The 24,913-nt window shown below is 59.0% G+C and carries 29 protein-coding genes and 2 pseudogenes; 17 read left to right on the top strand and 14 right to left on the bottom strand.

Going from position 1 to position 24,913, the window contains the following annotated elements; translation table 11 throughout:
- Positions 1-40 precede the first annotated feature (40 nt).
- The 4 genes from X735_RS148005 to X735_RS1000000169295 all read left to right on the top strand — a co-directional run bounded on the left by X735_RS148005 (position 41) and on the right by X735_RS1000000169295 (position 2,729).
- On the top strand, positions 41-916 hold the full coding sequence (locus X735_RS148005) for an MBL fold metallo-hydrolase (RefSeq protein WP_023811915.1): 876 nt from the start codon (positions 41-43) through the stop codon (positions 914-916).
- A gap of 339 nt (positions 917-1,255) precedes the next feature.
- Entirely contained in the window at positions 1,256-1,990 is a 735-nt protein-coding gene (locus tag X735_RS148010; protein ID WP_023811914.1) for a Crp/Fnr family transcriptional regulator, read from the top strand.
- Between the two features lie 19 nt (positions 1,991-2,009).
- A complete protein-coding gene (locus X735_RS148015; protein WP_023811913.1) occupies positions 2,010-2,246 on the top strand; it encodes a hypothetical protein in 237 nt (78 codons plus the stop codon).
- 201 nt (positions 2,247-2,447) lie between these two features.
- Entirely contained in the window at positions 2,448-2,729 is a 282-nt protein-coding gene (locus X735_RS1000000169295; protein ID WP_164893089.1) for a hypothetical protein, read from the top strand.
- A gap of 599 nt (positions 2,730-3,328) precedes the next feature.
- Here the strand turns inward: X735_RS1000000169295 and X735_RS148020 are convergent.
- The 3 genes from X735_RS148020 to X735_RS148030 all read right to left on the bottom strand — a co-directional run bounded on the left by X735_RS148020 (position 3,329) and on the right by X735_RS148030 (position 5,024).
- On the bottom strand, positions 3,329-4,279 hold the full coding sequence (locus X735_RS148020; RefSeq protein ID WP_245273233.1) for an NAD(P)/FAD-dependent oxidoreductase: 951 nt from the start codon (positions 4,277-4,279) through the stop codon (positions 3,329-3,331).
- Between the two features lie 100 nt (positions 4,280-4,379).
- The gene (locus X735_RS148025; protein ID WP_023811910.1) at positions 4,380-4,664 is read right to left on the bottom strand and encodes a hypothetical protein; all 285 of its coding nucleotides are present in this window, start codon (positions 4,662-4,664) and stop codon (positions 4,380-4,382) included.
- Between the two features lie 111 nt (positions 4,665-4,775).
- Positions 4,776-5,024, bottom strand: coding sequence for a hypothetical protein (locus X735_RS148030; RefSeq protein WP_023811909.1), 249 nt, complete (start codon positions 5,022-5,024; stop codon positions 4,776-4,778).
- Between the two features lie 248 nt (positions 5,025-5,272).
- Between X735_RS148030 and X735_RS1000000170410 the strand changes: the two genes are divergently transcribed.
- Together X735_RS1000000170410 and X735_RS148040 are read left to right on the top strand one after the other, a co-directional pair.
- Complete coding sequence (locus X735_RS1000000170410) at positions 5,273-5,857, top strand: low affinity iron permease family protein (protein ID WP_348625594.1); 585 nt, start codon at positions 5,273-5,275, stop codon at positions 5,855-5,857.
- Positions 5,802-7,190 (top strand): phospholipase D-like domain-containing protein, encoded by a 1,389-nt coding sequence (locus X735_RS148040; RefSeq protein WP_023811907.1) that lies wholly within the window; start codon positions 5,802-5,804, stop codon positions 7,188-7,190. Before X735_RS1000000170410 ends, X735_RS148040 begins: the two co-directional genes overlap by 56 nt.
- A gap of 110 nt (positions 7,191-7,300) precedes the next feature.
- Here the strand turns inward: X735_RS148040 and X735_RS0134390 are convergent, their stop codons facing one another.
- From X735_RS0134390 to X735_RS148055, 5 genes are all read right to left on the bottom strand, one after another.
- Complete coding sequence (locus X735_RS0134390; protein ID WP_081734899.1) at positions 7,301-7,522, bottom strand: hypothetical protein; 222 nt, start codon at positions 7,520-7,522, stop codon at positions 7,301-7,303.
- 735 nt (positions 7,523-8,257) lie between these two features.
- Positions 8,258-8,383, bottom strand: coding sequence for a hypothetical protein (locus X735_RS1000000170265; RefSeq protein WP_023811906.1), 126 nt, complete (start codon positions 8,381-8,383; stop codon positions 8,258-8,260).
- A gap of 50 nt (positions 8,384-8,433) precedes the next feature.
- Positions 8,434-8,727 (bottom strand): hypothetical protein, encoded by a 294-nt coding sequence (locus X735_RS148045; protein ID WP_023811905.1) that lies wholly within the window; start codon positions 8,725-8,727, stop codon positions 8,434-8,436.
- 288 nt (positions 8,728-9,015) lie between these two features.
- Positions 9,016-9,261, bottom strand: a complete 246-nt coding sequence (locus X735_RS148050; RefSeq protein WP_023811904.1) for a hypothetical protein — start codon at positions 9,259-9,261, stop codon at positions 9,016-9,018.
- A 253-nt stretch (positions 9,262-9,514) separates the two neighbouring features.
- Complete coding sequence (locus X735_RS148055) at positions 9,515-9,793, bottom strand: hypothetical protein (protein WP_023811903.1); 279 nt, start codon at positions 9,791-9,793, stop codon at positions 9,515-9,517.
- A gap of 174 nt (positions 9,794-9,967) precedes the next feature.
- Between X735_RS148055 and X735_RS148060 the strand changes: the two genes are divergently transcribed.
- Positions 9,968-10,477 carry a DUF892 family protein gene (locus X735_RS148060; protein ID WP_023811902.1) on the top strand — a complete coding sequence of 170 codons (510 nt, stop codon included), beginning with the start codon at positions 9,968-9,970 and terminating at the stop codon, positions 10,475-10,477.
- 113 nt (positions 10,478-10,590) lie between these two features.
- Here the strand turns inward: X735_RS148060 and X735_RS1000000169290 are convergent.
- The 3 genes and pseudogenes from X735_RS1000000169290 to X735_RS148070 all read right to left on the bottom strand — a co-directional run.
- Positions 10,591-10,743: pseudogene (locus X735_RS1000000169290) on the bottom strand (NADH-quinone oxidoreductase subunit D); the annotation flags it as partial.
- Between the two features lie 49 nt (positions 10,744-10,792).
- Positions 10,793-11,638: an SIR2 family protein gene (locus X735_RS148065; RefSeq protein WP_050592710.1), complete on the bottom strand. Its 846-nt coding sequence runs from the start codon at positions 11,636-11,638 to the stop codon at positions 10,793-10,795.
- A gap of 41 nt (positions 11,639-11,679) precedes the next feature.
- A complete protein-coding gene (locus X735_RS148070) occupies positions 11,680-11,988 on the bottom strand; it encodes a hypothetical protein (protein WP_023811900.1) in 309 nt (102 codons plus the stop codon).
- Between the two features lie 565 nt (positions 11,989-12,553).
- Here X735_RS148070 and X735_RS1000000167640 point away from each other — a divergent pair.
- Entirely contained in the window at positions 12,554-12,772 is a 219-nt protein-coding gene (locus tag X735_RS1000000167640; protein WP_196815334.1) for a hypothetical protein, read from the top strand.
- Positions 12,769-13,269, top strand: a complete 501-nt coding sequence (locus X735_RS148075; protein WP_023811899.1) for a metallophosphoesterase family protein — start codon at positions 12,769-12,771, stop codon at positions 13,267-13,269. The genes X735_RS1000000167640 and X735_RS148075 overlap by 4 nt, the downstream gene beginning before the upstream one ends.
- Positions 13,270-13,536: 267 nt before the next feature.
- Here X735_RS148075 and X735_RS1000000169835 read toward each other — a convergent pair whose 3' ends face one another.
- The gene (locus X735_RS1000000169835; protein WP_023811898.1) at positions 13,537-13,968 is read right to left on the bottom strand and encodes a hypothetical protein; all 432 of its coding nucleotides are present in this window, start codon (positions 13,966-13,968) and stop codon (positions 13,537-13,539) included.
- Positions 13,969-14,754: 786 nt separating this feature from the next.
- Here X735_RS1000000169835 and X735_RS148085 point away from each other — a divergent pair.
- Positions 14,755-15,579, top strand: coding sequence for a Ku protein (locus tag X735_RS148085; protein ID WP_023811897.1), 825 nt, complete (start codon positions 14,755-14,757; stop codon positions 15,577-15,579).
- Positions 15,580-16,297: 718 nt separating this feature from the next.
- On the opposite strand, the pseudogene X735_RS01000000165965 reads toward X735_RS148085, so the two are convergent.
- A pseudogene (locus X735_RS01000000165965) lies at positions 16,298-16,950 on the bottom strand (hydrolase).
- Positions 16,951-17,103: 153 nt separating this feature from the next.
- On the opposite strand from X735_RS01000000165965, the gene X735_RS148090 reads away from it, so the two are divergent.
- From X735_RS148090 to X735_RS148120, 7 genes are all read left to right on the top strand, one after another.
- A complete protein-coding gene (locus tag X735_RS148090) occupies positions 17,104-17,997 on the top strand; it encodes a LysR family transcriptional regulator (protein WP_023811896.1) in 894 nt (297 codons plus the stop codon).
- Positions 17,998-18,193: 196 nt separating this feature from the next.
- Positions 18,194-18,988 (top strand): sterol desaturase family protein, encoded by a 795-nt coding sequence (locus X735_RS148095; protein ID WP_023811895.1) that lies wholly within the window; start codon positions 18,194-18,196, stop codon positions 18,986-18,988.
- A 102-nt stretch (positions 18,989-19,090) separates the two neighbouring features.
- Positions 19,091-19,789, top strand: coding sequence for a DUF2161 domain-containing phosphodiesterase (locus X735_RS148100; RefSeq protein ID WP_023811894.1), 699 nt, complete (start codon positions 19,091-19,093; stop codon positions 19,787-19,789).
- A gap of 56 nt (positions 19,790-19,845) precedes the next feature.
- Positions 19,846-20,253: a DUF930 domain-containing protein gene (locus X735_RS148105; protein ID WP_032909322.1), complete on the top strand. Its 408-nt coding sequence runs from the start codon at positions 19,846-19,848 to the stop codon at positions 20,251-20,253.
- Positions 20,254-20,434: 181 nt separating this feature from the next.
- On the top strand, positions 20,435-21,097 hold the full coding sequence (locus X735_RS148110; RefSeq protein ID WP_023811892.1) for a TerC family protein: 663 nt from the start codon (positions 20,435-20,437) through the stop codon (positions 21,095-21,097).
- Between the two features lie 136 nt (positions 21,098-21,233).
- On the top strand, positions 21,234-22,547 hold the full coding sequence (rimO, locus tag X735_RS148115) for a 30S ribosomal protein S12 methylthiotransferase RimO (RefSeq protein WP_023811891.1): 1,314 nt from the start codon (positions 21,234-21,236) through the stop codon (positions 22,545-22,547).
- 98 nt (positions 22,548-22,645) lie between these two features.
- Entirely contained in the window at positions 22,646-23,752 is a 1,107-nt protein-coding gene (locus X735_RS148120; RefSeq protein WP_023811890.1) for an acyltransferase, read from the top strand.
- A gap of 45 nt (positions 23,753-23,797) precedes the next feature.
- On the opposite strand, the gene X735_RS148125 is transcribed toward X735_RS148120, so the two are convergent.
- The gene (locus X735_RS148125) at positions 23,798-24,865 is read right to left on the bottom strand and encodes a BMP family ABC transporter substrate-binding protein (RefSeq protein WP_023811889.1); all 1,068 of its coding nucleotides are present in this window, start codon (positions 24,863-24,865) and stop codon (positions 23,798-23,800) included.
- Positions 24,866-24,913 lie beyond the last annotated feature (48 nt).

The following is a 24,913-nucleotide window of genomic DNA, read 5'->3' as shown; positions in this document are numbered from 1 at the left end:
CATCGATTGTCCAGCGGTTACAACGGAGGCAGGGAACAGCATGACCGTTCAGATTCGACTTTCCGACATCGACCATGCCAGGCGCGAGGATCGTGGCGACGGCGTCTGGAGCATCGCGCCGGATTTGGCCTATTTGCGGCTGACAATCGTGAATGTCGTGTTCTTCGGCGCTCCCGGCAGCGGAGATCGAAACTGGGTCCTGATCGATACGGGTTTGCCGACGTCGCGAAGCAGCATCCTGGCGGTCGCTGAAAAGCGCTTTGGAGCCGGCGCGCGGCCCGCCGCGATCATCTTGACCCATGGCCATTTCGACCATGTGGGAGCGGTTGTGGATCTGGCCGGCACATGGGATGCGCCCGTTTTCGCGCACCCGCTCGAGCGTCCCTATTTGGACGGAACCGGGTCCTATCCACCGCCTGATCCTTGGGGGGGGGGCGGCCTGATAGCGCTGCTTTCGCCACTCTTTCCTCGTGGCCCAATCGATCTCGGAGATCGCCTGCAACTCTTGCCGGCCGACGGATCGGTCCCCGGCATGCCCGGATGGCGCTGGCTGCACACGCCCGGGCATGCGCCGGGGCATGTCTCTCTCTGGCGCGAAGAAGACCGCTCGCTGATCGCTGGGGACGCCTTCATCACCACGGGTCAGGAGTCGGTCTATGAAGTCGCCGTTCAGGACTTGGAGATGCATGGTCCACCGCGCTACTTCACACCGGATTGGGATGCGGCGGAAAAATCCGTGAAACAACTGGCTGCGCTGAAGCCGCAGATGGTGATCAGCGGACACGGAGCGCCAGCTGCGGGAGTTGGCATGCGCCAAGCCCTCGACAGACTGGCTGAGCGGTTCACGGCATTCGCCGTGCCGCCGCGGATGAAGTTCGTGCGTGAGCCAGCCACTGTTTCAAATAGCGGAGCTTAGCGGAGCGCCAGGAGCTGTATTGCCGCTCCAAGGTGCTTGCAGATTGTCTCGGCGGAACAACCTCGTAGCGCCAGTTGGGGCATATGTTCCGTTGCGGACGTCAAAGCCTTGCCGAATTGGCGCCAATGGTTATCTCAGCGACAATTTCGAACACAGCCCATGTCATAGGTTAATGCGTGGCTCCGCAGGCTCCCCTATGGGCGGCATAACTGCGGGTTCGATTGTGCGGCGGTCCAATCACCCGCCGAACCGGGCCCGTTCTCCGCCGCCGCTCTGTAATGTCACGGAACTTTCAGCGCGATTGCAAGTTCGATAAATAACATAAGCTAGGTAGCCAATTTGTCTCCCACCTCATCCTCGGATGTACTTATCCGCAAACTCCTGAGCATCTCGGATGTTCGACAGACCGACATCGACGTTTTGAAGAGCATCCCGATCCAGGAGAAGGATTTTTTGGCCAACTATGACTTGGTGCGTGAGGGGGACCGTCCTGTCAGTTCGTTTGTCGTTTTGGATGGCCTGCTCGGTTCCACCAAACATACCGGCGACGGGAAACGGCAGATCACATCCTTCTTTGTGGCTGGTGACATTCCGGATCTGCACGGCCTGCATCTGTCGGTCATGGATTGTAACTTTTCGACCCTCACGCCGGCCAGAATGGGCTTCATACGGCATGACGCTCTTCGCGCCATTTGCGAACAGCATCCTCGAATCGCGACGGCTTTTTGGCGGTCGACCCTGATCGATGCAGCGATTTACAGGGAATGGGTCACTAATGTGGGAAGACGTGAGGCATACACGCGCATGGCTCACATATTGTGCGAACTGATTTTTCGCTTGCGCTCGGTTGGACGCATCCAGGATCACGTCGCGGATCTTCCCATTACCCAGGCAGCCCTTGGCGATGCATTGGGCTTGTCCACAGTCCACGTCAACCGAATGCTTCAGGAACTTCGACGTAGAGGCCTCATCGCCACCACAGGATCAAGAGTGCATGTTCTGGATTGGCTTGGCCTCACTCATGCAGGTGATTTCGACACGACTTACCTGCACCAAAGGAACCCTGCAGTTTAGTGGTGACGGAAGCTCTCGGATGGCACGGTTTTTCTTTGATAGTGGCGAACACGATGTGGTCATCAAGGACCAAATCGGCATCGAATGTGCCGGCTTGGAGGAGGTGCGCCGCGTGGGCTTCGAGGGCCTTATCGACCTTACGAGAGATGCACTCGCTGAGGTGGACGGGCAGCAGGTGTTTGTTGAAGTGCGGAACGAAAACGGCGACAGGATTCTGAGGCTGAGCATCTCGCTTCAGATCAAGTTGATGAGGTGAAGTGCGCACCGGACTTGCCGCGTCAGAAAGCTGCCGAGCGACGGCACATCGAATGGCATGAACGGCGAGGAAACCCGAACGCCGCGTGATCGCACAGTCGCACGAAGATGCCGCCGCCATTTGCGACCGACAGGCAAGCTTCGGTTCCCCACAGGGAAGAAATCGGCAAGGCACAGCAGAAGGCCATGGCCCGTCCCCTACTTGGCCCAACCCGAGCGATTTAATCGGTGTCGCGCATTTTTTGATGAAGTTCTGGAACGCGCACTTTCGGCGCTCGTTCATGTTGTCTCAGCAGTGGGTGTCGAAGTGCAACGAAAAGCGAACGAAGCAAGCCGGGTAGCGAAAGGCCAGGAACTTGAGGTCGAACATCTGGTCGAGCTCACGGACATTGATCCCAAGCAGGCCCGAACGCTGCTTCGCAAGCACGGCGCCGATTGGCCGAAGCTCAAAGATGAGGCGGAAGCTCTGAAGAAGGAAGACTAATCGTCACCTTCCCAGCGGTTGGCGAGAAAGCTGTTCTAGCTCATCCTCATCCGTGATCCCCGCTTGGTAGTAGGCCAGAATACGTGATGCGCGGCGTTCCCTCTCGGTTGCGGTTTCGTTTTTGATTTTGCTGCGTGCGAAGACGCGACTGAGTAGGGCAACTTCTGATGGCGTGAAGGCGTCTCTATGCATCGCATCTCAACTCCGCGCGCCGCCCGTCTCGAGAGGGGCCGAGGCGGGCTGAAGCTATGGTTGCAACCTCTGATGCCGGCCAGCAAGAATCGCAGAACAGGTCGTCCGGCGCGCGCTAACGCTGGACGAGAAAGAATGTTCCACGTGTTTTCTTAGATGGAAAGCCCGCCCCGGACAAAGCCGAGACGGGCCGAAGCTGCTTCGGCAGCCTCAAGGCCCAGACACTGAGGGAGGATTGTAGGCCTGCAGCCAAAACCTCGTGCCGCAGTGAATGTTCCGCGGCTGTAACTGTTGGCGGGATCATCTGCTGCGATTGCAGGGCGCGGCAACTTCTTGTCGGCCGGGCTCGAGACGTTTCGACGCGCCGTCAAGCGGCCGACATCCCGATCAGCCGCGTGGTCTCATGTTCATTGAGAAGGCTGATCTGCAAATCCAGCCCGCTCGGCGCTCTCCAGCTCTATATGGGCATGCGACGCGGCAATGGCAGCCTGTCCAAAAGCGACGGCTATCTGGTTCAACGCTTTGACAACGTCACCGATGGCGTACATGCCGTGGATGGAACTCTGCTGATGCTCGTCGACTGTGACATAGCCGTCTTTACAACATCTTGCGCCAACGGCCTCGGCGAGTTGAGAACGAACCTTGCATCCCAGTGCCAGATAAATGGCATCGAAGCGGTATGACGTCCCATCTTTCAAAATCGCCTCGCAGCCGTCTGCTGCCGGACAGAGCGTGTCGAGAGCGTCACCGACGACTATGCCTCTGGCGCTCGCCGCACGACGAGTGCTGATCGAAAAGTCGGATGCGTCGCTCCCAAGCATCGTTATGAGCGGTGTAAACCGACTGAGAAAAATGGCCTCTTTCAAGGCTCTCACGTCGTGCCCGACGACCGCAATCTTCTGGTCGATCGCCTCATACCCATCGCATACCGGGCAGAGTCGAATGACACCTGCGGCAATTGCCTCGCGTAGACGCGGAATGACGGGTGTCGTGTCGGTGATCCCTGTCGCCAAAAACACCTTGCGTGTCCGGATTGCGCCAATCGAGGTCTCAGTGACGAACCCCCCATAGGCAGGGGCGAGGGAATAGACCTGCCCTCCAACCAGAGTGGCTCCATACAAGGTGGCGTGACGTCGAAGGCGATCCAGAATATCGGCTCCACTTATCCCTTCGGGAAAGCCAGGACAGTTATGGCTCGTTGGGATCAAGGCGGCGCGAGGATCGCCGGCATCGATCACCAGCACGCGATGGCGAAAACGGGCCAGATATTGAGCGGCGGTGAGTCCTGCCGGCCCGCCTCCGACGATCAGGACATCTTCGGTCTCGGCGGCCGGTCGACTGACGTGGCTATCGTGCATGGTTCGGCGCATCACCGGCGAACGATTTGGTTCGTACGATGTTCCAAGGGCGGTGTTCGGGACATCCGGCTCGATGGCGACAGCGTAGAGACACCAGGCTTCAACCCGACCGCAAGACGCCAGGCTCCTCTGTTTCCTTGAACTCTTCCGTATCCTTGGGCGCAGCGACCAGATCCTGGAATCCGACAGTGGCGACGAGATAGCCTGCCTCATCGTAAACCTTCGTCACCCAACTGGTCGGGTCCACGCCGTCGACAATTCCGTCGAGCATGGCCTCTTTGGCAGCGCGCTTCGCCTCCCTGACAGCCTCATCTCGATCAGCCATATCGGCGAAGATTGCAGGCTGCGACATGCCTTCGATAAACTCGAAGCGAAATTTCGGCATCGGTTGCTCCAGTCGGTGTGCCAGCGGATCGGCCATTTCTGGCAGGTTTGACGGTCAACGCGGCGGTGTCGAAAAGGATGCAGCGGGTGGTGTTCGCATGACCATCCAACGTCAGGCAGCGTTGCTGCGTCCCATCTCCCAATCGTCCCGCCAACGTGCGCGCACGGCAATCATCAGCGTGGCCGCTTCCGTCATTCCTGTTTGGAACAGCCTGATCAACTCTCTTGCGACGGCATAGGCCGCCGCCGTGTCAGGCAAAATAGCAAATTCCTGGCACAGCGCGTCAAATGCCGCGCGAAGGATGTTCAGGTCACTGGGGTAGAGAGCTTCTGTGTTCACGCGGATGGGTCGGTTAAGCATCAGGCTCCTCCAAATGGCGAGAGTGGGACAGTCGCTCCCAAGCAGCGAAACCCGTTACACAGCCGCTGACCACGGCTTTATGCGGGACAGCCCACCAGCTGTCATTAAACTATGATGCACTCGGCCGTTGTTCATGCGTGAAGATGCTCCACGGCCCATTCATCGCTTAACCTTCGCGCAAGGTGTAGACGGCGAAGCGCTATACTCCAGCGACTATAACTCTTCACGGCGCGATGATGGGGCACAACGTGCAGAGAATTTACCAAGCGCAACCGCAGGTGCCGAAGCGGCTGTCCAAATCGCCTCGTCGCCGATATGAGCGTTTGCTGAACCGAACGCTTGGCGAGACTATCCAAATCGAGACCGTTCTCGATGCCGGACGGCATGTGGAGGCCGACGCAGGACACCTGGAAAGCGCGCGCTGCTCAACTGTACCTTTTGTTGATTCATGGCGGGGCGATATAATGCACCGCGGGAACCAGGGGCACTGCCCCGAGTTCTTTGGAATGGCAAATCATCCGGTCACGAGCGCCCTTACCTCAATCGGCACATTGACTTCCCGTCCTGCAGCGTTCCTGGTGTTGCTGGCCTATGCAATCCTTTGGATGATTTTCGAGCGACAGAGCTTAGATTGGCATGGAGCCGCTACATTGTTTACTTGGGCGATGACGCTGTTCATCCAGCGCGCGGAGCACCGCGACACTCAAGCGATCCACGCCAAGCTTGACGAGATTCTGCGGTCAGATCACGCGGCTTCAAACATCACGCGGATCGACGATGAAGAGCCCGAGGAGATCGAGAAACATCGCCATCGCCAGCAGCGGGGCGATTGACGTGCAGCCTTTCGGTTCCGTTGCGTCAGGCGCCCGCAAGAAGACCTCCGGCATTGAGTTCTGGCGAAAGGTGCTCATCTATCTGGCCATTGCCGCTATCGCCAGCCTGCTCACGGTGTTGATCATAAATCTCACTCCAGAGTCGCGCGTTTTACGATCAATCGTTCCCCACCGGTTTGACGCTACGGATCCCCAATTTTCCAAGACGATGAGCAGCTATTCGCAAGGGCAGATGTTCGGTTCCAATGCGGTCCAAACTCTCATCAACGGGGACGAAATATTTCCGTCAATGCTGCAAGCAATCGGGGCGGCTCGATCCAGCGTCGACATCGAGACATATATTTATTGGTCGGGAGCCATCGGCTACGAGTTCGCGATCGCATTGGCAACCAAGGCCAGCGAAGGCGTCGAAGTCCGCGTGAACGTCGACGGGGTTGGCAGCCTTCCCTTCGACGAGGACTTGATCCACATCATGACCACGGCCGGTGTGAGGTTCGAACGCTATCGGCCGCTACGCTGGTATACGTTGGGCCGTGTAAACAACCGAACTCATCGCAAGCTGCTGATCGTCGATGGCCGGGTCGCTTTCACTGGCGGGGTCGGCATTGCCGATAATTGGCGCGGGAACGCACGCAACTCTAATGAATGGCGCGACACGCATTACCGGATCGAAGGACCCGCCGTGGCCGCATTCCAGGCGGCGTTCGCCGAAAACTGGCTTGAGACGACCGGCGAGACATTGCAGGGCGCGAAGTTCTACCCTGCAGTTGCGCCCGCTGGTGGGCTCGATGCCCAGCTAATACTTTCTTCGCAGCCAAACGGCTCGGAGAACATGGAGTTGATGATGTTGGCGGCAATAGCCGCGGCCAAGGATCATCTGCGCATCGGCATGGCCTACTTCGTGCCGGACGACATAGCCCTGCAGCAGATTCGTGATGCAAGGAGGCGAGGCGTCTCGGTCGATGTCATCGTTCCCAATTGGCTGACGGACGTGCCTATAGTGCGAAAGGGTTCACGTTACTTCTGGGGCGAATTGCTCAAGGCCGGTGTGCGCATCTTTGAGTTCCAACCCACAATGTACCATCCGAAGCTTTTGATCGTCGACGATGTCTGGGTGAGCTTTGGCTCGGCTAATTTGGATGAGCGTTCCTTGCGCCTCAACGATGAGGCCACTCTGAATGTCTACGGCATGGAATTCGCGCGGACGCAAATAGACGTTTTCAACGAGGACTTGAAACGATCAAGGCAGGTCAGTGTGGAAGAATGGCAAGCTCGTCCGCTAAGCGAAAAGGTCACCGACTACTTTGCGAGCAGGCTTCGCTCGCAGCTTTAATGGCGAGGTGCGGAGATGCAAAGTCCCCGCGATTGCTCGCCATTGGTATTGATAGACGCTCTTGGTCGAATTTAAACGCCGCGCCGTGGTTCTGCACGGATGTGGAGAGCCTAAAATACTTCAATCACTTTACGGCTTCTCTTTTTGAGAGCCTGGATGGATTTGCGATGAATTTGCGGTTGCGCCGGCGACGTCTCCACCAGATGCTGTGCAAGCCTTGCTTGTCTCAGCCGCGCCGTCTTCTCGGCTCGTTCCGCTCGTTCAGCGTCCAGCATCTCTTGGCTGATACGTTTGGCGCGGTCGTATCTTTCCTTGTCGTGATTGCGAGTCACGGACACCTCCTAGCCAGCAACAAAAATCCTGCGAACCTTTTGGTGACACGCGGCTTGCGTTGGCTGGGACCGGGCGTGATGGCTTGTGCGAGGCGAGGCTCCTTCAACCGCGCCGTCTTGGCGGCGCGCTCAGCACGTTCCTTGTCGACAATGAGTGCTGCAGCCGATGTGGTATTCTCGTTGCGACCGTCATCATTGATCCGCGGCATCTCAGTGCCTCGCCCCGATTCTCGTTGCCCGTGGTGCCATTTTGCACCTGCGTCCCGCCCTAAACTGGTCTATCGCCGCTTTGAGTGAGATTTCGGTTGCATGTTCCGGTTTCTCGCCCGGCTGGTGGTTGTCGTTGGCGGCTTGTGCGATGGCCATCTTGGTTCTCCTATGACACAAGTGTTCCAAGGCAACTCGCAAGCTGCAGGGCTATTTTCGATGTAGGGACACGCGCGGATGCTCAGGCGCGTGATCGGAGCATGGTGTTGGGGGCCGTAGCTGGAACTATGAGAGCGCAGATAGCGTCGGCGCCTGAACTGAACGGCGGCCTTCCCCCCTCTCGCAAAAAGCTGTCAACGCGATATTGTTACCGGGAGCAAAGGAGCCTAGTGTCGACGAGAACTTTTCTCGCGACGAGATCGTTCAGACTTTGCTGCAGCACAGGGCCCCCGCAAGCGCATCAGCTCGGTATTGTAGGGAATTCGGGCGTTAGAGCCATTGAACCGCTACGGGTGTGTCAGTAGCAAACTACAGGCAGCCGCAGGTCCAAACGAGCAGCACCGTTCCAAGCGCATACGGGACCAGAAGCAAACCAATCGTCACCCAGAAAGCCGGCTCTGCCAAGGCGGCCATGTCCTTGCGAAACTGCTCCATAGGGCTACCCCGGCAACTTCGACAAACGAATAGAGCTAATCTGGTAAGGCCTACGGCCCGCTTTTGGCATCTTCGACCTCCAGCGCATCCATGAGGGCTGCCACATCGGTGGGTTCGCCATCGGCGTCACCATGCACCCTAGTTCGGGCGTTCTTTAGCGCTTGTTCGATCGCATCTTCAATGTTACCGAGCTCGTCCTCACGCACCTCGCGACCATAACCGGCCGCTTCGGCATCCTGCTCGAATTGCTGGACAAGCACGGCGAAGCTCACTTCCTCTTTGCCAGCAAGAGTGCCGACATTCTCCTGCAGCCAGGTTTCAAAAAACACTTTGGTCGCGTTCATCGGATAACTCCTCCGCCGGATTAAGCGCGGCGGCGATCCGAAGTTCCGCAATGTCGTCACTTTCCCAATCAGCAAGGGGATATGCTCATGGTGGGCTTGGCTGATGATCGCGATAATGGCTCCAGCCATCCCCATCTGCGTATCGGAGCAAGGCCGCCGGATGCCAGTTTGCGCCCACCGAGCGCTCGTCGATCCGCATGCTCCCATCTTCGATCGGTCTGCATGGAACTATTGCCCGCTCCGTTGCGCAAGGCTGCCCCGGCGGTCGTTGTTCGCCTTCCCGCTATTCTATCCCGACATTCCGGATTGTATCACCTCATCAGCCGACAACCGGTCAGACATCGCTGCACTGTTGGTCTGGTCCATCCCGAACTGAGCGACTTGAATCATCATAGCCTTGGCCTTTGCGATGAGTTCGTCGTCGGGAAGACTATGCCCGGCCTGCAGGGTGACTGTAATCCACTCGCCGCCCTCCCCGCGGAATTCCACGACCGGAGCCTGGTCTCGGCTGACGACAATTTCCATCATCTGCATAAGAACCTCCTCGTGCTTCGACTATGGCGGCCAGCCGAAACTCAACGCAGCTCGGCCGTCTAATCCTTGACATAAGCCCCAGGCTGACGACCGCCTTTGGGCGCCTTGGCGTCTTTCGAATGCTCGGCCATCGCAGGACCTGCTCCAGAGGTTTTCTCTGCGGCCGGTGAAGGTGTCGCCTGCTTTGGCGGGCTCCTGCCACCCGATTTTTCGGGACGGGGTGATATGCCAACTGAAGAATTGTCTGAAGAAGTCATGGCTCGTTTCCTTGGTTGCGAAATTCCATTACCAACCTGCGAAACGCCGTGACGTTCCATTGCAATTCGTTCGTGAAAACAAGAACTCCGCTGGTGAACCCGGGGCCTCGCTGAGCCAACGGGCTGTTTTCGCAAGACAAACGGTAAATGCCGGCCATCTCGGGCAAGACCCAGCTTAGCCTGACACATGGCAGCGTGGCAGCAGAATACGAGCCGACACGAAACTCGTAGAGATACCCATCGCCGAACGCGGTGACGGCAGCAGCTTCGGTCATTCTGCATAATGCGTTTCAGCGCGCCGCGGCAATTCCCATCGCCCGAGGTCCAGGAGGCTGAATCCAGCGCCGACCAGCAAAAGGCTCGCGATACAGGCCGAGGCCGCAGCTCAACCGATGAGGAACAATATCTCCCTTTGAAAGTTCTGGCCGACCCGTGAAGGAGAATGAAAAATGTCAGAATCGCGCGAATGGCTTGTCCAATGGCTTAGGGATGCTCACGCTATGGAGGAGCAGGCCGAGACCATGTTGAATGGGCAGCTGAACCGAATTGAGAACTATCCTGAGCTCAGCGACCGGATTCGCCAGCACGTTCAGGAGACCAGACAGCAGGCTGCTCGGCTGGAAACTTGTCTCGACCGCATCGGACAAGGATCTTCCACATTGAAGGATGCCGGCGGCAAGCTGACGGCAATGGCGCAGTCGCTCAGTGGGGTCTTCGCCGGTGACGAAGTGATGAAAGGATCGCTTGCAAGCTACACGTTCGAGCACATGGAAATCGCCTCCTACACGATCCTTATCGCCGCTGCCAAATCGCTAGGTGAAGCAGAGGTCGCCCAGGTCTGCGAAGAGAACCTGCGTGAGGAAGTCGCGATGGCGGACTGGCTGAAAAGCCATATTCCAGCGACAACCGAACAGTTCCTCGCGCGGACCGACTCGGAGAGTGAGAACGCCAAGCGTTGATCGGTCGGTCATTTGCCGAATAAGCGATCGCGCGTTGCGCCGAGCTCGGCGCAACGCGCATTGAGGTTGAGGCGTTACCGGTGTGAAAGGCACTTCGAAGGAAAGGCAGTTTTCAGTTTCTCCGTGCCGCGATTTAGCATCCCGACATGCAGGTCGAGCCAAGGACATCTCCATCTAACTCAAGAGCCAGGCGAAGCACGTCATGTGCGGCAAGATGTTGAGGGCCGGAATTGAACATTGAAATTCCGGACGGAGCTCTCTGCTATGCGGCCGTTTCTTGAGAGCTCGCCGAACTGCCGTTTACCCCGATAGTTCCTATTGCTCGCTGTTTTGCGACACTTCCCCATCCCCAACCATCTCCGCCAGCCGGCTGAGGAAGTCCATCAAAGCAGCTTGCGGCTCGTCGATTTCGCCGACGACGACCGAAATGCCCCAACGCCCAAGAACGGCCTCCTCCACAGGGTTTCGGCTGGTCATGAGGATGAACGAGGGCGGGCGATCTTTCTCATAGCCGGACCGATGCCACGTCTGCCAGAGACGGTGCAACAGCAACCGAATATTTGGGTCGGAAAGGCTATAGCCAATGAAGAGGATCGTGCTGCCGAGTGCATCCGAGCGAAAACGCACGTCCAGCGGAGAATTGAAGGACAGGCGATCGAGGTAGTCCGTTTCGGTGAGGACGAGGGACGAATCCTCGTCGAAATCACCATGGAACTTGACGATGTGGGTAACGCCTTGGCGGGCCTGCGCTACATCACGTGCATTGGCCACTTTCACGTAGTCCCGGCCGTATATCTCATAAGCCAGTTCTAGGTTCCGGTCATAATTAGTTGTGTAGATGACAGGGAAGTCGAGCCTCACGATGAGACGATGCAACTCGGATTTCTCGATCCGGTCCTTGGGGACGGACCAGTTTCTGTCCATCCAACTGCGAAGTGGCCCGATGCTGCCATGCTTGATCCGATAGTACTCGGCCAGGGTTTGAAAGCGATCGCGTCGCGTGGAAAATTCGTCGTCGACGCCGAGCTCCTTTGCCATTCGCTCTATCAGCTTCTCCCAGGAGGGTAGTCCAACACTGATCGACACCCCTGCCCCAACAAACAGAATTGCGCTGCGATGGCGAATTGCGTTGGCGAGCGAATCTACAGGGTCATCGTTCATCAAGTCTTTCGAGGCCAGCCGCGCAGGTCGACCTTCCTCCCTCACATCTGGTCGTTGTTAGGCTGCTTGGTGATCCCCACCTGCCTGGCCAGCTCGGAAAACGGTGGCACACTCGCTTCGAACTGCTTGGTGTTAGCCAGCCGCAAAAGACGCAAAGGGAAACACACTGCGTCGCGGTTAGCAGGCGACATATCCTCGAAGAGGCGCTCATCAACCGTGAACGAGGCTTCGGCGTTTTTCAACGCCGTGTCGATATCATCGACCGAGAGAAGGCCTCTGCGGACCAAGGCGTTATTGACGGCCGCGACCGCCATGAGCAAACCTTCCAATTGCAGGTTGGCGACGTTCATGGGCCATGTCCTTCATATCGTTGGAAGCCCGTCGATAGATAATCCTGCTCCGGAGGCCTTGTGCCGTGCCGGTGATGGGGTTGTCGCTTGCCAGAGCGTTTTGGCTGCGCGGCGGCGCCGGGATTGGCATCTGGTGGCGCCATGGCTTGGATCTCCGCTGGGCTGCTGGACAACTCTCCACATGCCTCGAGGTTCCGGATCGCCATGGCAGTACCGTCGGGTGCACGAGGTGATCGAGGTTTGGTCTTCAGACTACGATTCAACAAGCGCGTTACATGGTTCCTCCGCGAGCGCGAGCCGCCTTCGGCAGAAGATGCCAGCCGCGTCCCGCTCTAGCCAAAAGCAACCGTCTGCAAGGCGTTCGGCAACTTTAGAGCTCCGACTGTGCCTCCCAGATGGGCCATATAGAGCCATATAGAAACGACCAAGCTGATGCCTGCTAAGGTCTCGGGATCTCGTTTTATCGACGACATCAGGCTGCCGCGCTCGGCAGGTCAGCAGATTCGATGGATGGGAACAACCCGGCACGGTGATGGTTCGGTGGCATCAAAGGTGATAGAGAACGATGGGTAAAAAGCCCAAACAGCACACAGAAGCCACGGCGGATCGTGAAAAGGCGATCGAAGCGCTCTACTTTGCGCGCAAGTGCGGCCTCACCAAGGAAGAGGCACTCAAGATGTCAGGGAAGCCCAAATCAGGATCGATGATGGACCCAAAAGGCGCTCCGGCAAGCGAACCTAGAAGCGTTCGTCGAGCGCTCGTCTCAGCCAGCGGCGGCGCATGATCTTCTTCACCTCCGACACGCATTTCAACGATCCCCGCATTCTGCGGCTCGACCCCCGCCCCTTCAGTTCATTGGCGGCGCATGACCAGGCACTGACTGAACTTTGGAACGAGACTATTGCTCCAAGCGACGAGGTTTGGCACCTCGGCGACTTTGCCAGGGGATCGGCCGAGACAGTGTCTTCGCTGCTGTCCTGCCTCCACGGCACCAAGCACCTCATCATCGGCAACAACGACGGCGTGGTAACGCTCCGCGCTTCGGCTTGGGCTAGCGTGCAACACTACAAGGAGCTGACTGTCGAGGGCCGTTTCTTGGTTCTTTGCCACTACCCGTTCCGCACCTGGAACCAGATCGGCAAGAAATCGATAAACCTGCACGGCCATTCTCATGGCCGGCTGAAGCCGATGACGCGCCAGCACGACGTCGGCGTAGACGCCTGGGATTTTCGCCCAGTCACTTTTGCTGCCATACAGGCCAGGCGGCGCCGCCGAGGTTAGCGCAGCAGATGGTCGAACGATCGACGTCTTTACGTGGTGATGCTAGCCGCAAACAGGAATCCAGAAATCCTGCCCCTGGGGTATTGCAGCCTTGCCTGGAACGCACCGCGAGTAAACCGGACCGAGGAGCGCCCCACCCGTCTGCACAGCCGTCACAACCTTTGGGACAGGCGCCGACCCCCGTCGTCACCCCGGCGGCGCGCCACTGGCGCCCAATCGTTCATCCACCTCGCTTGAAACGAGCTTCAATCGCCGTCCTTGGCGATCTCAGTGCCACATTCTCTCTCTAAGCCACTTAAGAAACCTGTTCCCTCCAATCGACCGGCGGACTCTAGCGGCAGCCCACTGCCCTCTGAACGTGGTTCCGACATGGCAACTGCAGACGATGTCATGCAACTCACCGTCAGACAGTTCGAAGAAGCGCTTTGCTTCCCCATAAGTGTCATCCTTCAGGCCTAACGCACGCAGTAGCGGGTCCTCGAAGGCCACTGTAATTGGCGAGCCCTCACCGCGTGCTGCGTCGCGGGCTTCCCGCTTCAGATACTCAGTGCCGGTAAGGGCTCTCAGGCGTCGCTCGGGATGTTGTGCCAGCAACTCTGCCCAGCGCTCAATACGCTGTTGCCGGGTCATGATCGGGTATGTCGAGAGGGGTTCTACTTCTGCAATTGTCTGCAATTGACTTAGAGTTTGGTGTTCCATCGTCGGCTCCTTTTGATCGAAGTCCCTTCCCCACAAAAACTATCGCGCGCCTACGCACTGACAAGAGCCGGTAAGGCGGCCACTTGCCCGACATGGATTGCGAAATGACAAAAACAGCGCATTGCTCCGCCGGCGCGCGAAACGATATCTCATCCCAAATCAGACCGAAGCCGTTCAGAACGAACAGCTCGCCACCCGCCCACAACAACAATTTAAATTAGTAACGCCTTATGGGACTTTGGGGTTGGCGTTTCATTTCATCGGCATGGAGGCCACTGTAATCCAGTGAATTGGATCTCGAGACAGGCACAAGGCCGACAAGGCGCCCCTTCCACGTAGCTTGAGCCAACCAAAAGAAAGACCTGCTTCGCGGTTCGGCGCGTCCGCCATTTCTGACAAAATCGATGTCCGCTTCCAGGCCGGCAAACACACAACCCAAACGACAGGAATGAGGGCGCTTTGCGGACATTCGCATAAGCCCAAAACTGGACCTACATCGAGCCGGCCTATCAACCTGCTGCTGGGCATATTCAACAGCCTGTCGGAGCGCGTGCAGGGCAAGATCGGCGTCCCGTGCCGAAGGGCTTAAAGAAAGACAAGGCCGAGAGGATCAAGCCAGGCTTGGTCGGCCGGGTCAAGTTTTTCTGAAGGGCGAAGAAAAACTGCGCCACGCAAAGCTGCTGGACTACCGTGAAGAATAACTAACATTGGCGAGGGTACTGCCAACGTTGAGGAACAGAACCGTGTGCCTGACGTTGTGCCGGATCGACGTCTAGGAGAAACGGCATGGTGGCGCCACGCGCGGTCTGGAAGGGCTTTCTGAGGGTCGGTTCCGTGTCATGCGGGGTAAAGATAGTGGGTGCCACAAGCGAGGCAACCAAGATCGACTTCAAGATTTTGAACCGCAAGGACGGTTTACCCGTTAAAAGCGCCTATGTCGATGAAGAGACTGGCGACGTTGTCAAAGCCGAGGATCAGATCAAAGGGTATGAGGCGGACAAGGATGATTTCATCCACGTCGAGCCGGACGAGTTAAAGAAACTGAAGCTGACGTCACAGCATACACTTGACGTCGATTCCTTCGTTCCGGTTGCCGAGATCGACACACGTTATCTCGAGAAACCATACTACTTGATCCCGGCAGACGGCGCCTCCCTGGAGGCCTTTGCCGTCCTGCGCGATGCGATGGCCAAGAAACGCGTTGCGGCACGCTCCTGCGTCGTACTCTATCAGCGCGGGCGCGAAGTGTTGATACAGCCCCTTGGAAAAGGGATGTTGCTGACCGAGCTACGGACCCACAATGAGATGACATCGGAAGACACCGTCTTCGACGATGTGAAGAGCGCAAAATATGATTCGGATTTGCTCGAAATCGCGGGGCTTCTCATCGACAAGAAGGTGACAAAGTTCGATCCTTCGAAATTCGAGGACACCTACGAGGACGCGTTGATTGCCATGATTGACGCCAAGCGCAAGGGCAAAAAACCCCCGAAACCGGTACCGAAACCCAAGGAGAACGTGGTCGACTTGGCCTCAGTTCTTCGAAAGAGCCTCGCCAAGGAAGGGATCGGCCAAGATCGGCCAAAGGCCAATAGCCGCAAATCAGCTTAGGTGCTGGAACCGGCACTCGTTCGTTGCTCATCCATATCGCTTGCCGAGAAGCGGAGCCTTGAGCGCGTCTAGCTGATCCTGAAGGCGGCCTTTCTCCACGATCATTCCCTCAGGGCCTTCGCAAACGGCACCGTGCACTGCTCCGTTGCCTCGCTAGACAGATTCACCACTAGCATTTTCGGGAAGGGCCGCGCTCGTGTCCGCACCGTCTGACTGGCGCGTAACATGCTGTGTAACAATCGATTCTTAGATTTCTTGATTTGCTTGGATCGGAAGCAAGAATCGAATCCCACTTCCTCCGCCAGACGTCGAATTGTCCAGCCCGGAGACATGGGTAGCGGTTTGTACCTAAGACATGATGACAACCTCGTGCCCAGCGGGTTGTCGATTGGTTGCAAGGTCCTCTGTTCCAAGTCGATATATCCGAACTGCGAGGTCATCGATCACGAGCGCCCTGTTGCGTCAGGCTGACTTTGAAGTTCGGATAGATGACGTCCATTTCCTCTCGGAAGCGCTCCGCCGAACATCTCCATGGTCCTTTCAATGAGGCGATAGATAGCCAGGCTGCGCCGACTGTAGTCGCGGCCAATGGATGGAGGAAGTGATCGTTGATGACGGCCGGCCGCCCTGCATTCAGGCGGCTCGTCTTGTGGGCGGGGGTGACCCGGCTCAGCATGTTGGCGCTGGATCGCTCAACGCTTTCGTCACCCCGCCCAGTTCAGCCGGCGGTGCTCGGCACAGGCGTGTTGAGAAGTTGCTGCTCCCAGAGGTACGCGATGCCGCTGCCAGCGGCGTGCTGCTTGAGCACTTCCGTCAGCTCGCCGACGTGCTCGGTACGCGCCCAGTCGCGTTGCCACTCCGATGCCAGCGCCAGCCAGGTCATCATGTTTGCGCCGGCCGCGATCATGCGTTGGATGGCGACCTCGTGCGCTTCGACCGACGTGCCGCCCGAGGCGTCGGCGATGACCGTGGCGTCCCAGCCTTCGCCCAACGCCTGGATAACCGGCATGGCGACGCAGATCTCGGTCCACAGGCCGGCGATGATGAGCTGCCTGCGGCCGGTCGCCTTGACCGCGTTCACGACCTTCCTGTCTTCCCAGGTGTTGATGAACGTCCGGTCGATGACCTCCTGGCCGGGAAATACGTCGGTGATGTGGGGGAAGATCAGGCCGCCCGATCGGCAACGACGCTGGTCAGGATGGTGGGAACGCCGAAGGCCTTTGCGACCTTTGCCAAGGCCGTCGAGTTGTTGACCACTGCATGCGGATCGTGGCTGTTCAGGTTCGAGAGCTGGTAGGGCTGGTGGTCGATCAGAACGAGGACCGAATCCTCGGGGCGAAGAAGTGAATCAAGGCCGTTACGAAAGGTCATAAGAACTTCCTCTCTCTGCCGCCTGGACGGCGTGGGTTTTCCGGGAGACATGCGCCAGCGGGCGACGTTGCCTGAACGCAATTTGCTGTTCCTTTTGGTGATGCGATAGTGCCATAATCAGGCAAGCTGTGTCGCGAAACGAGGAACGCAGAATTGGATATCGAGGATCTACAGACATTCGTCGTAGTGGCCGATGCCGGGGGCGTATCGGCCGCCGCGCGCCGGCTCGGCGTCTCCAAGTCAATTGTCAGTCGGCGGCTCTTTCGGGTTGAAGCAGAACTTGGCGTCCAGCTGCTTGCACGAACGACCCGCGGCGCCTCGCTTACAGAAGCGGGCATCACGTTCAGAGACCATGCGGCCCGAGCCAGCGCCGAGATTGATACGGCCAGGGAAGCGATCCTCCCCACCGGTGAGTTGCGCGGCCGCCTGAGGGTTGCCATGCCGCTTACTTTCGGCGCGACCCATTTTGCTCCCGTGCTCGCGGAAATGGCGCGTCTGCACCCGAAGCTTCACATCCATACTTCTTATAGCGATCGCTTCGTCGATCTCATCGCAGAGGGTTTCGATTGCGCGATCCGGGGCGCCTACCTTCAGGACTCCAACCTGATCGCGAAGCGCGTCGGGCCTATCCATGGAAAGCTTGTCGCGAGCCCGGATTACATCAAAGCGCACGCGTCACCCGAGACTCCGGACGAACTCGTCACCCATCAGGCCCTCATGCAGGGAACGGAAGCCTGGCAGTTCATGGATGGCGACAAGATTGTTACGGTCCAGCCGCAGGGCAGGTTCAAGGCCGACAGCGCCACGGCGCTTGCCGCGACGGCGGCGGCAGGTCTCGGCATCGCCTGGCTCCCCGATTGCATTACACATGAATATGTAGCCTCCGGCGCGCTGGTCCCGATCATGACACGCTATCCGGTACCTCCGGGAGCTGCGTATGTCGTACGCCCGCCGGGGCAGCATCCTACGCGGAAAGTGCGCGTGCTCACCGAGATGCTGATTGAGTATTTCAAACGCAACCCGGATCTTTGGGGTCTTGACGGCTAGGACACGAACGGTTCGAAGCCGTGTCAAAGAACCGCGTTCGACGGTCCTATTACGCCGAGCCGTCGCGTTCGGCGACATTGCTCGCACGTTCCGCGCGTCGGCGCCCTACGCAAAAGGAAGAGCCTTTAGCCTTTGGAAAGGGAGATGTGCTTCTTCTTGAGTGAGCAGGCTGCGCGCCGGCAGCAGAGGCGAATCGATGGATATCTTCGGCATCAAGGCACTGTTGATCTGCGCGCTGATCTTCATTCCGTTCGAACATCTGTTTGCCGAGCGGCCGCAGAAGATCTTCCGCAAGGGCTTCGCTGTCGATCTGATCTATCTGCTGTTCAACGGCTTCATCATAAAGCTGGCCATCGTCATGATGGCGGCAGGCGCGCTCGGTGCCGCTGCGCTCCTGGTCTCGCCGGCGATAACGCAGGCCGTCAGCGGCCAGCCCGTCTGGCTGCAGGTTGCCGAAATCATCGTGATCACCGATATCGGCGTCTACTGGACACATCGGGCCTTCCACAAAATCCCCGCGCTTTGGAAGTTCCATGCCGTTCACCACGGCATTGAGGAACTCGACTGGCTTGGGGCCTTCCACAATCACCCCGTCGACGCCATCGTCACAAAGGCGATATCGCTGACACCGATCTTTTTCCTCGGCTTCTCGGAAGCCTCGATCGCCGTCTTTTCGACCATCTACCTTGGACACACGCTGCTTGTGCATTCAAACGTGCGGATTCCGTTCGGCCCTTTGAAGTGGCTGATCGCCAGCCCGCAGTTCCATCGCTGGCACCATGCCAACCAGCGCGAAGCCTATGACAAGAACTTCGCCGGGCAGTTGCCTTTCCTCGACATGCTGTTCGGCACCTACAATCCCACCGGCGACAAGGTGCCGGACAAGTACGGCGTCGACGATCCGATCCCTTCCACCTATTTCGGTCAGATCGGCTATCCGCTCCTGCGCCGCAGGAAGCTGAACCGAGCAGTGCCGAACACCGAAGCCTGACAGCTGGCCCGACGGTGCGGTATCCACCCCGATCCGCTTTCGGGCCGTAGAACGCCGAACCACGGGAAGGCTTTTCGCGTCGAATCGGCTAAACCCTGAGGCATGAACGAGACGTCTCTCTATGCGCCGGTGAAGCGGTTCCTCGAAAGCCTCGACTTCGTCGTCAAAGGCGAGATCGGCGGCTGCGATGTTGTTGCATTGCGCGAGGGGGAGCCGCCGGTTGTCGTCATCTGCGAGTTGAAGCTGCAGTTCAATCTCGAACTGGTGCTGCAAGGTGTCGATCGCGCGGCGGCCTGCGACGAGGTGTGGCTGGCCGCGCGCATGTCGGCCCGCGGCAAGGGCCGCGAAAGCGACGCCAGATTTCGCAATCTCTGCCGCCGTCTTGGCTTCGGCCTGCTCGGTGTGACCGCGACGGACCGGGTCGAGGTGCTTCTCAGCCCGATCGCGCTGGCGCCGCGCAAGAATGCCCGCCGGCGCTCTCGTCTGGTTGACGAGCACCAGCGCCGTCGCGGCGATCCCGTTGCCGGAGGAGGATCGCGCAATCCGATCATGACGGCCTATCGTCAAAGCGCCCTCGCCTGCGCTGCGGCCATGGTGGACGGACCCAGGCGGCCGCGAGATCTGAAGGCGGTGACGCCGATGGCGCCGAAAATCCTACAGCACAATGTTTATGGCTGGTTCGCGCGCGTCGACCGCGGCCTTTACGATCTCACCGATGCAGGCCGTGCCTCTTTGGTCCGTTGGCCGCAGGCATCGCACGACGACTCCCGACACGCAATTTTGAACGCACCGGCCATATGATTGAAGATGCCGGCGGCGCTCGCGGCGGTCCGCTCGGTTGATTTCTCCGACAAAATGTGTTGCTTGTCCCGCCCATGAAGAAGCTCTGCATGACCGCCTTGGCGTCAGTGACACTGAGTTTTCCAGCCAGCGCAATGGACAATGCATTGCGCGCCGGTCTGATGAAACTCGATCCCCAAACCCGTCTTGAACAGCGTTGCGACGCCGAAGTGCTCGACCGCATTACCCATGACGATCGCAAGTTCAAAGCCGATCGCGTCGTCGCCTACGCCTTTGCGACGCCCGAGATGGGTGCCGATGCCATCAAGAGCCCGGGTGCTGCGTTTCGCAGCAAGGGGCAGTGGTACAGGCTGAAATTCAAGTGCCAGACGGCGCCCGACCATATGGAAGTCTTGCAGCTCCGCTACCGGATCGGGGACGAGATTCCGGAAGCCGACTGGGCAAAGTATAATCTCTACGATTGATTTGCGATCGGCCACTGGTTTTGCCTGGCTGTTGGCGAGTGCCGCGAGCCTTGGATCCGGCTTGACGCAACGATGCTTCGGTGATGTCGCCACGCGTCACCCTTGACGCCAAGGGACCACCAAGTTAGGGCCTCTGGATAATCGACGAACACTCGGCAAAATCAGCAAGGGCTTCCTGTCGATGGACATTTTTTTCAGCGCTGCCAGTCTGACCGCCCTGCTGCAGGTCATCGCCATCGACCTCGTGCTGGCCGGAGACAATGCGATCGTCATCGGCCTCGCCGCGGCCGGCCTGCCTGCCGAACAACGCAAGAAGGCGATTCTTCTCGGCGTGGTGGCGGCAACGGTGCTGCGCATCGGGTTTGCCGCAATTACCGTCAAGCTGCTGGCGATCGTCGGCCTGCTGCTGGCCGGCGGCATCCTGCTGCTGTGGGTCTGCTGGAAGATGTATCGCGAGCTGCGCACGTCGCATGCCGACGAGTTGGAAGCGACCGAGGCACTGTCGAATTCGGACCTCAACAGCGACCAGGCGGTCGCCGGCAAGACGAAGCGCAAGACACTTGGCCAGGCTGCCTTGCAGATTGTCGTCGCCGACGTGTCGATGTCGCTCGACAACGTGCTGGCGGTGGCTGGAGCGGCGCGCGATCATTTTCCGGTGCTGGTCATCGGCCTTGTGTTGTCGATCGCCCTGATGGGGCTGGCCGCGACTTTCATTGCCAAGCTGCTGCATCGCCACCGCTGGATTGCCTATGTCGGCCTGCTGATCATTTTCTATGTGGCTGTGGACATGGTCTATCGTGGCGCGGTGGAGGTCTGGCCGCATGTAAACGGTGCGGTCGGCTGAGGCTGGCGGACATCGGCATCTTCACTCAGTGGAAGCAAGACCGCCGTGCGTTTTGCCGCATCGCGGGTCTGCCCATACCAATGCCGCAATAAGTGTGGTACTGCGCCGGCAATCCTGAAAAGCCCGGAAACGCTCTATGTCCGCTCCACGCGTGAGTTTTGTCAGTCTTGGATGCCCGAAGGCCCTTGTGGATTCGGAGCGCATCATCACGCGCCTGCGCGCCGAAGGTTACGAAATCGCCCGCAAGCATGACGGCGCCGACCTTGTCGTCGTCAACACTTGCGGCTTTCTCGATTCCGCTCGCGACGAGTCGCTCAACGCCATCGGCTCCGCGCTTTCGGAAAACGGCCGGGTGATCGTCACCGGTTGCCTGGGTGCCGAGCCGGACGTCATTCGCGAAAAGCACCCCAATGTGCTGGCGATCACCGGGCCGCAGGCCTATGAGAGCGTGATGGCTGCCGTGCATGAGGCTGCGCCGCCTTCGCACGACCCTTATGTCGATCTTTTGCCGCCGCAGGGTGTCAAGCTGACGCCGCGCCACTACGCCTATCTGAAAATTTCCGAAGGCTGCAACAACCGCTGTACCTTCTGCATCATTCCGGCACTGCGTGGCGACCTCGTCTCGCGGCCGGCGGCCGATGTGCTGCGCGAGGCCGAGAAACTGGCCAAGGCCGGGGTCAAGGAACTTCTGGTCATCTCGCAGGACACCAGCGCCTACGGCATCGACATCAAGTACCAGACGTCGATGTTCGGCGACCGTGAGGTGCGCGCAAAATTCCTCGATCTGTCCGAGGAACTGGGCAAGCTCGGCATCTGGGTGCGCATGCACTATGTCTACCCCTACCCGCATGTCGCCGACGTCATCCCGCTGATGGCAGAGGGCAAGATCCTCCCTTACCTGGATATCCCCTTCCAGCACGCTTCGCCGCAGGTGTTGAAGAACATGCGCCGGCCGGCACACGGCGAAAAGACGCTCGATCGCATTCGCGGCTGGCGTGAGGTCTGCCCGGATCTGGCCATCCGCTCGACCTTCATCGTCGGCTTCCCCGGCGAGACGGACGACGATTTCGAGATGCTGCTCGACTGGCTCGACGAGGCCAAGATCGATCGCGCCGGCTGCTTCAAATACGAGCCGGTCCGGGGCGCCCGCTCCAACGATCTCGGTCTCGAACAGGTTCCCCAAGAGATCAAGGACGCGCGCTGGCACCGCTTCATGCAGCGCCAGCAGAAGATTTCGGCGACACAGCTGGCCAGGAAGGTCGGCAAGCGCCTGCCGGTGCTGATCGACGAGGCGCACGGCACGTCGGCAAAGGGCCGCACCAAATACGACGCGCCCGAGATCGACGGCTCGGTGCACATCCAGTCGCGCCGCCCGCTGCGCCAAGGCGACATCGTCACCGTCAAGATCGACCGTGCCGATGCCTATGACCTCTATGGTTCGGCGGTCTGACGGTCCGTATTTACTACATCTGGCGATAATTCAGCCGTCTTAACCCGCGCAGCCGCGATCCGCTCTATGGTTTGCGAACCGTAGATGCGGGAATGCGGATGAACACCAGACCTGCGGAACAAAATTACATCGCGACGCTGGACCTGCTCAGGCTGGCGGCAGCACTTGCCGTCGTGTTCTTCCACTATTTCTTTCGCGGCGCTGCCGCCGAAGGCTACCTTGCGCAAGGCTATCGGCTTGCCGCACCATTCGCCCTCTACGGCTATCTCGGCGTCAATCTGTTCTTCCTGATCAGCGGTTTCGTCATTGCCTGGTCGGCGGAAAACCGGAGCTGGGATCAGTTTGCGATCGCGCGGTTCGTTCGCCTCTATCCGGGCTTCCTGCTCTGCATGACGATCACCTTCGCGATTGTCTTCCTTGCCGGGTCGCCGCTGCTTTCGGCCTCTTTCGTTCAGTATGCCGCCAATCTGTCGATGTTCGCGCCGGCCTTCGGCCAGCCCTTCATGGACGGCGTCTACTGGTCGATCGTGCTTGAACTGGTGTTCTACGGATGGATCACGCTGGCCCTGTTCACCGGGCTCTTCCAGAAACGCAAGCTGGAGCTGATCTTCATCTGGCTGGCGATCTCGGCCTTGAACGAGTTCTTCATCGGCAGCGGCGGAGCCAGGCTGCTGTTCCTCACCGAGTTCGGCCCGTTCTTCGCCGCCGGCGTGCTGGTCCACCAAATCCATTCGCATGGCCGTTCTGTGCCGGCCCTGCTGCTGCTTGCCGCCGCGTTCCTGATCTCCTGCGGCACGCTGTCGGTGACGCAGCGCTGGATGCTCGACCACTACGGCATTGCCGTCTCCTCGGCCAATCTCGTCGTCGCCAATGCCGTCATGCACGCGGCCCTGATCGGCGCGGTGCTGCTGCGCCACCGTGTCAGGGCATCGGCGCTCACCCTGGCGCTGGGCGGGCTGACCTATCCGCTCTATCTGCTGCATCAGGAGATCGGCTATCTCGCCATCAATGCGGCAACGCCCCTTGTCGGCAAATGGATTGCCGCTCTTGGTTGCGTCGTGCTCATGCTTTTCATTTCGTGGGCGATCTGGCGCACCTGCGAACAACCGGTACAGCGGTTGCTCAGGTTTTGGCTCGGCCGCGCGGTCGATGCCGGACGAACGCGGTTTCGTCGCCCCTCTGCCGGCGCACAGCCCGCTGAATGAAGAAGGGCGCCTCGCGGCGCCCCTCCGTCTCATGTCTCGCGCTGCTTATTTCGGCAGCTTGTCGTCGACGCCTTTCACATAAAAATTCATGCCGAGCAGCGTGCCGTCGTCGGCGACTTCACCATCCTTCAGCCACGGCGTGCCGTCCTGCTTGGCAACCGGTCCGGTGAAGGGATTCCAGCCGCCGGCGATCTTCTTTTCGGTGGCTTCGGCCATCGCCTTCACGTCGTCGGGCATGTTGGTGTAGGCCGACATCTTGACGGCGCCGTCCTTGATGCCGAGCCAGACATTGTCCGGCTTCCAGGTGCCGTCGAGCGCGGCCTGGACGCGGCTGATGTAATAGGGACCCCATTCGTCGGTGAGCGAGGTCAACTGCGCGTTCGGCGCGAACTTGATCATGTCTGAGGACTGGCCGAAGCCTTTCAGCTTGCGCTCCTCGGCCACCTGCAGGGCAGCGGTGGAATCGGTGTGCTGGACGATGATGTCGGCGCCCTGGTCGAACAGCGCCTTGGCAGCGTCGGCTTCCTTGCCCGGATCGAACCAGGAGTTCACCCAGACGATCTTGGCCTTGAAATTCGGGTTGATCGACTGCGCGCCGAGCATGAAGGAGTTGATGCCCATCACCACTTCGGGGATCGGGAAGGAAACGATATAGCCGGCGACCCCTGCCTTCGATTCCTTGGCGGCGATCTGGCCAAGAATGTAGCGGCCTTCGTAGAAGCGCGCATTGTAGATGCCGAGATTGTCAGCGGTCTTGTAACCGGTGGCGTGCTCGAACATCACTTTCGGGAATTTCTTGGCGACCTTCACTTCCGGGTCCATGAAGCCGAAGGAGGTGCCGAAGATGATCTTGCAGCCTTCGCGTGCCAGGCGCTCGAAAGCACGGTCGGCATCGGGGCCTTCCGAGACGTTTTCGAGATAGGCGGTCTCGACCTTGTCACCGAGCGCCTTCTCCACCTCGAGACGGCCCTGGTCGTGCTGGTAGGAGTAGCCGAAGTCGCCGATCGGGCCGGTGTAGACCCAGCAGGCCTTCAGCTTGTCCGCGGCCTCGGCCGTCGCTGCCAGCGACATGGCGGCGGTCGTGGTCATCAGGGCAATAAGCAGTTTTTTCATCGTGTTACCTCTCTGAGTTAAGCCTTGGAGCTTCCCGTTTGTTTTTAT

Source organism: Mesorhizobium sp. L2C084A000 (assembly GCF_000502875.1).
Classification (GTDB): domain Bacteria; phylum Pseudomonadota; class Alphaproteobacteria; order Rhizobiales; family Rhizobiaceae; genus Mesorhizobium.
Note: the sequence above shows the minus strand (reverse complement) of the source record. Positions and strands in the feature narration are given on the sequence as shown.

Coding starts and splice junctions, on each gene's coding strand:
- X735_RS148005 (WP_023811915.1), top strand. CDS start 41: ATGACCGTTCAGATTCGACTTTCCGACATCGACCATGCCAGGCGCGAG.
- X735_RS148015 (WP_023811913.1), top strand. CDS start 2,010: ATGGCACGGTTTTTCTTTGATAGTGGCGAACACGATGTGGTCATCAAG.
- X735_RS148020 (WP_245273233.1), bottom strand. CDS start 4,279: ATGCACGATAGCCACGTCAGTCGACCGGCCGCCGAGACCGAAGATGTC.
- X735_RS148025 (WP_023811910.1), bottom strand. CDS start 4,664: ATGCCGAAATTTCGCTTCGAGTTTATCGAAGGCATGTCGCAGCCTGCA.
- X735_RS148030 (WP_023811909.1), bottom strand. CDS start 5,024: ATGCTTAACCGACCCATCCGCGTGAACACAGAAGCTCTCTACCCCAGT.
- X735_RS148040 (WP_023811907.1), top strand. CDS start 5,802: ATGAAGAGCCCGAGGAGATCGAGAAACATCGCCATCGCCAGCAGCGGG.
- X735_RS1000000170265 (WP_023811906.1), bottom strand. CDS start 8,383: ATGGAGCAGTTTCGCAAGGACATGGCCGCCTTGGCAGAGCCGGCTTTC.
- X735_RS148045 (WP_023811905.1), bottom strand. CDS start 8,727: ATGAACGCGACCAAAGTGTTTTTTGAAACCTGGCTGCAGGAGAATGTC.
- X735_RS148050 (WP_023811904.1), bottom strand. CDS start 9,261: ATGCAGATGATGGAAATTGTCGTCAGCCGAGACCAGGCTCCGGTCGTG.
- X735_RS148055 (WP_023811903.1), bottom strand. CDS start 9,793: ATGACCGAAGCTGCTGCCGTCACCGCGTTCGGCGATGGGTATCTCTAC.
- X735_RS148060 (WP_023811902.1), top strand. CDS start 9,968: ATGTCAGAATCGCGCGAATGGCTTGTCCAATGGCTTAGGGATGCTCAC.
- X735_RS148065 (WP_050592710.1), bottom strand. CDS start 11,638: ATGAACGATGACCCTGTAGATTCGCTCGCCAACGCAATTCGCCATCGC.
- X735_RS148070 (WP_023811900.1), bottom strand. CDS start 11,988: ATGAACGTCGCCAACCTGCAATTGGAAGGTTTGCTCATGGCGGTCGCG.
- X735_RS1000000167640 (WP_196815334.1), top strand. CDS start 12,554: ATGGGTAAAAAGCCCAAACAGCACACAGAAGCCACGGCGGATCGTGAA.
- X735_RS148075 (WP_023811899.1), top strand. CDS start 12,769: ATGATCTTCTTCACCTCCGACACGCATTTCAACGATCCCCGCATTCTG.
- X735_RS1000000169835 (WP_023811898.1), bottom strand. CDS start 13,968: ATGGAACACCAAACTCTAAGTCAATTGCAGACAATTGCAGAAGTAGAA.
- X735_RS148085 (WP_023811897.1), top strand. CDS start 14,755: ATGGTGGCGCCACGCGCGGTCTGGAAGGGCTTTCTGAGGGTCGGTTCC.
- X735_RS148095 (WP_023811895.1), top strand. CDS start 18,194: ATGGATATCTTCGGCATCAAGGCACTGTTGATCTGCGCGCTGATCTTC.
- X735_RS148100 (WP_023811894.1), top strand. CDS start 19,091: ATGAACGAGACGTCTCTCTATGCGCCGGTGAAGCGGTTCCTCGAAAGC.
- X735_RS148110 (WP_023811892.1), top strand. CDS start 20,435: ATGGACATTTTTTTCAGCGCTGCCAGTCTGACCGCCCTGCTGCAGGTC.
- rimO (WP_023811891.1), top strand. CDS start 21,234: ATGTCCGCTCCACGCGTGAGTTTTGTCAGTCTTGGATGCCCGAAGGCC.
- X735_RS148120 (WP_023811890.1), top strand. CDS start 22,646: ATGAACACCAGACCTGCGGAACAAAATTACATCGCGACGCTGGACCTG.
- X735_RS148125 (WP_023811889.1), bottom strand. CDS start 24,865: ATGAAAAAACTGCTTATTGCCCTGATGACCACGACCGCCGCCATGTCG.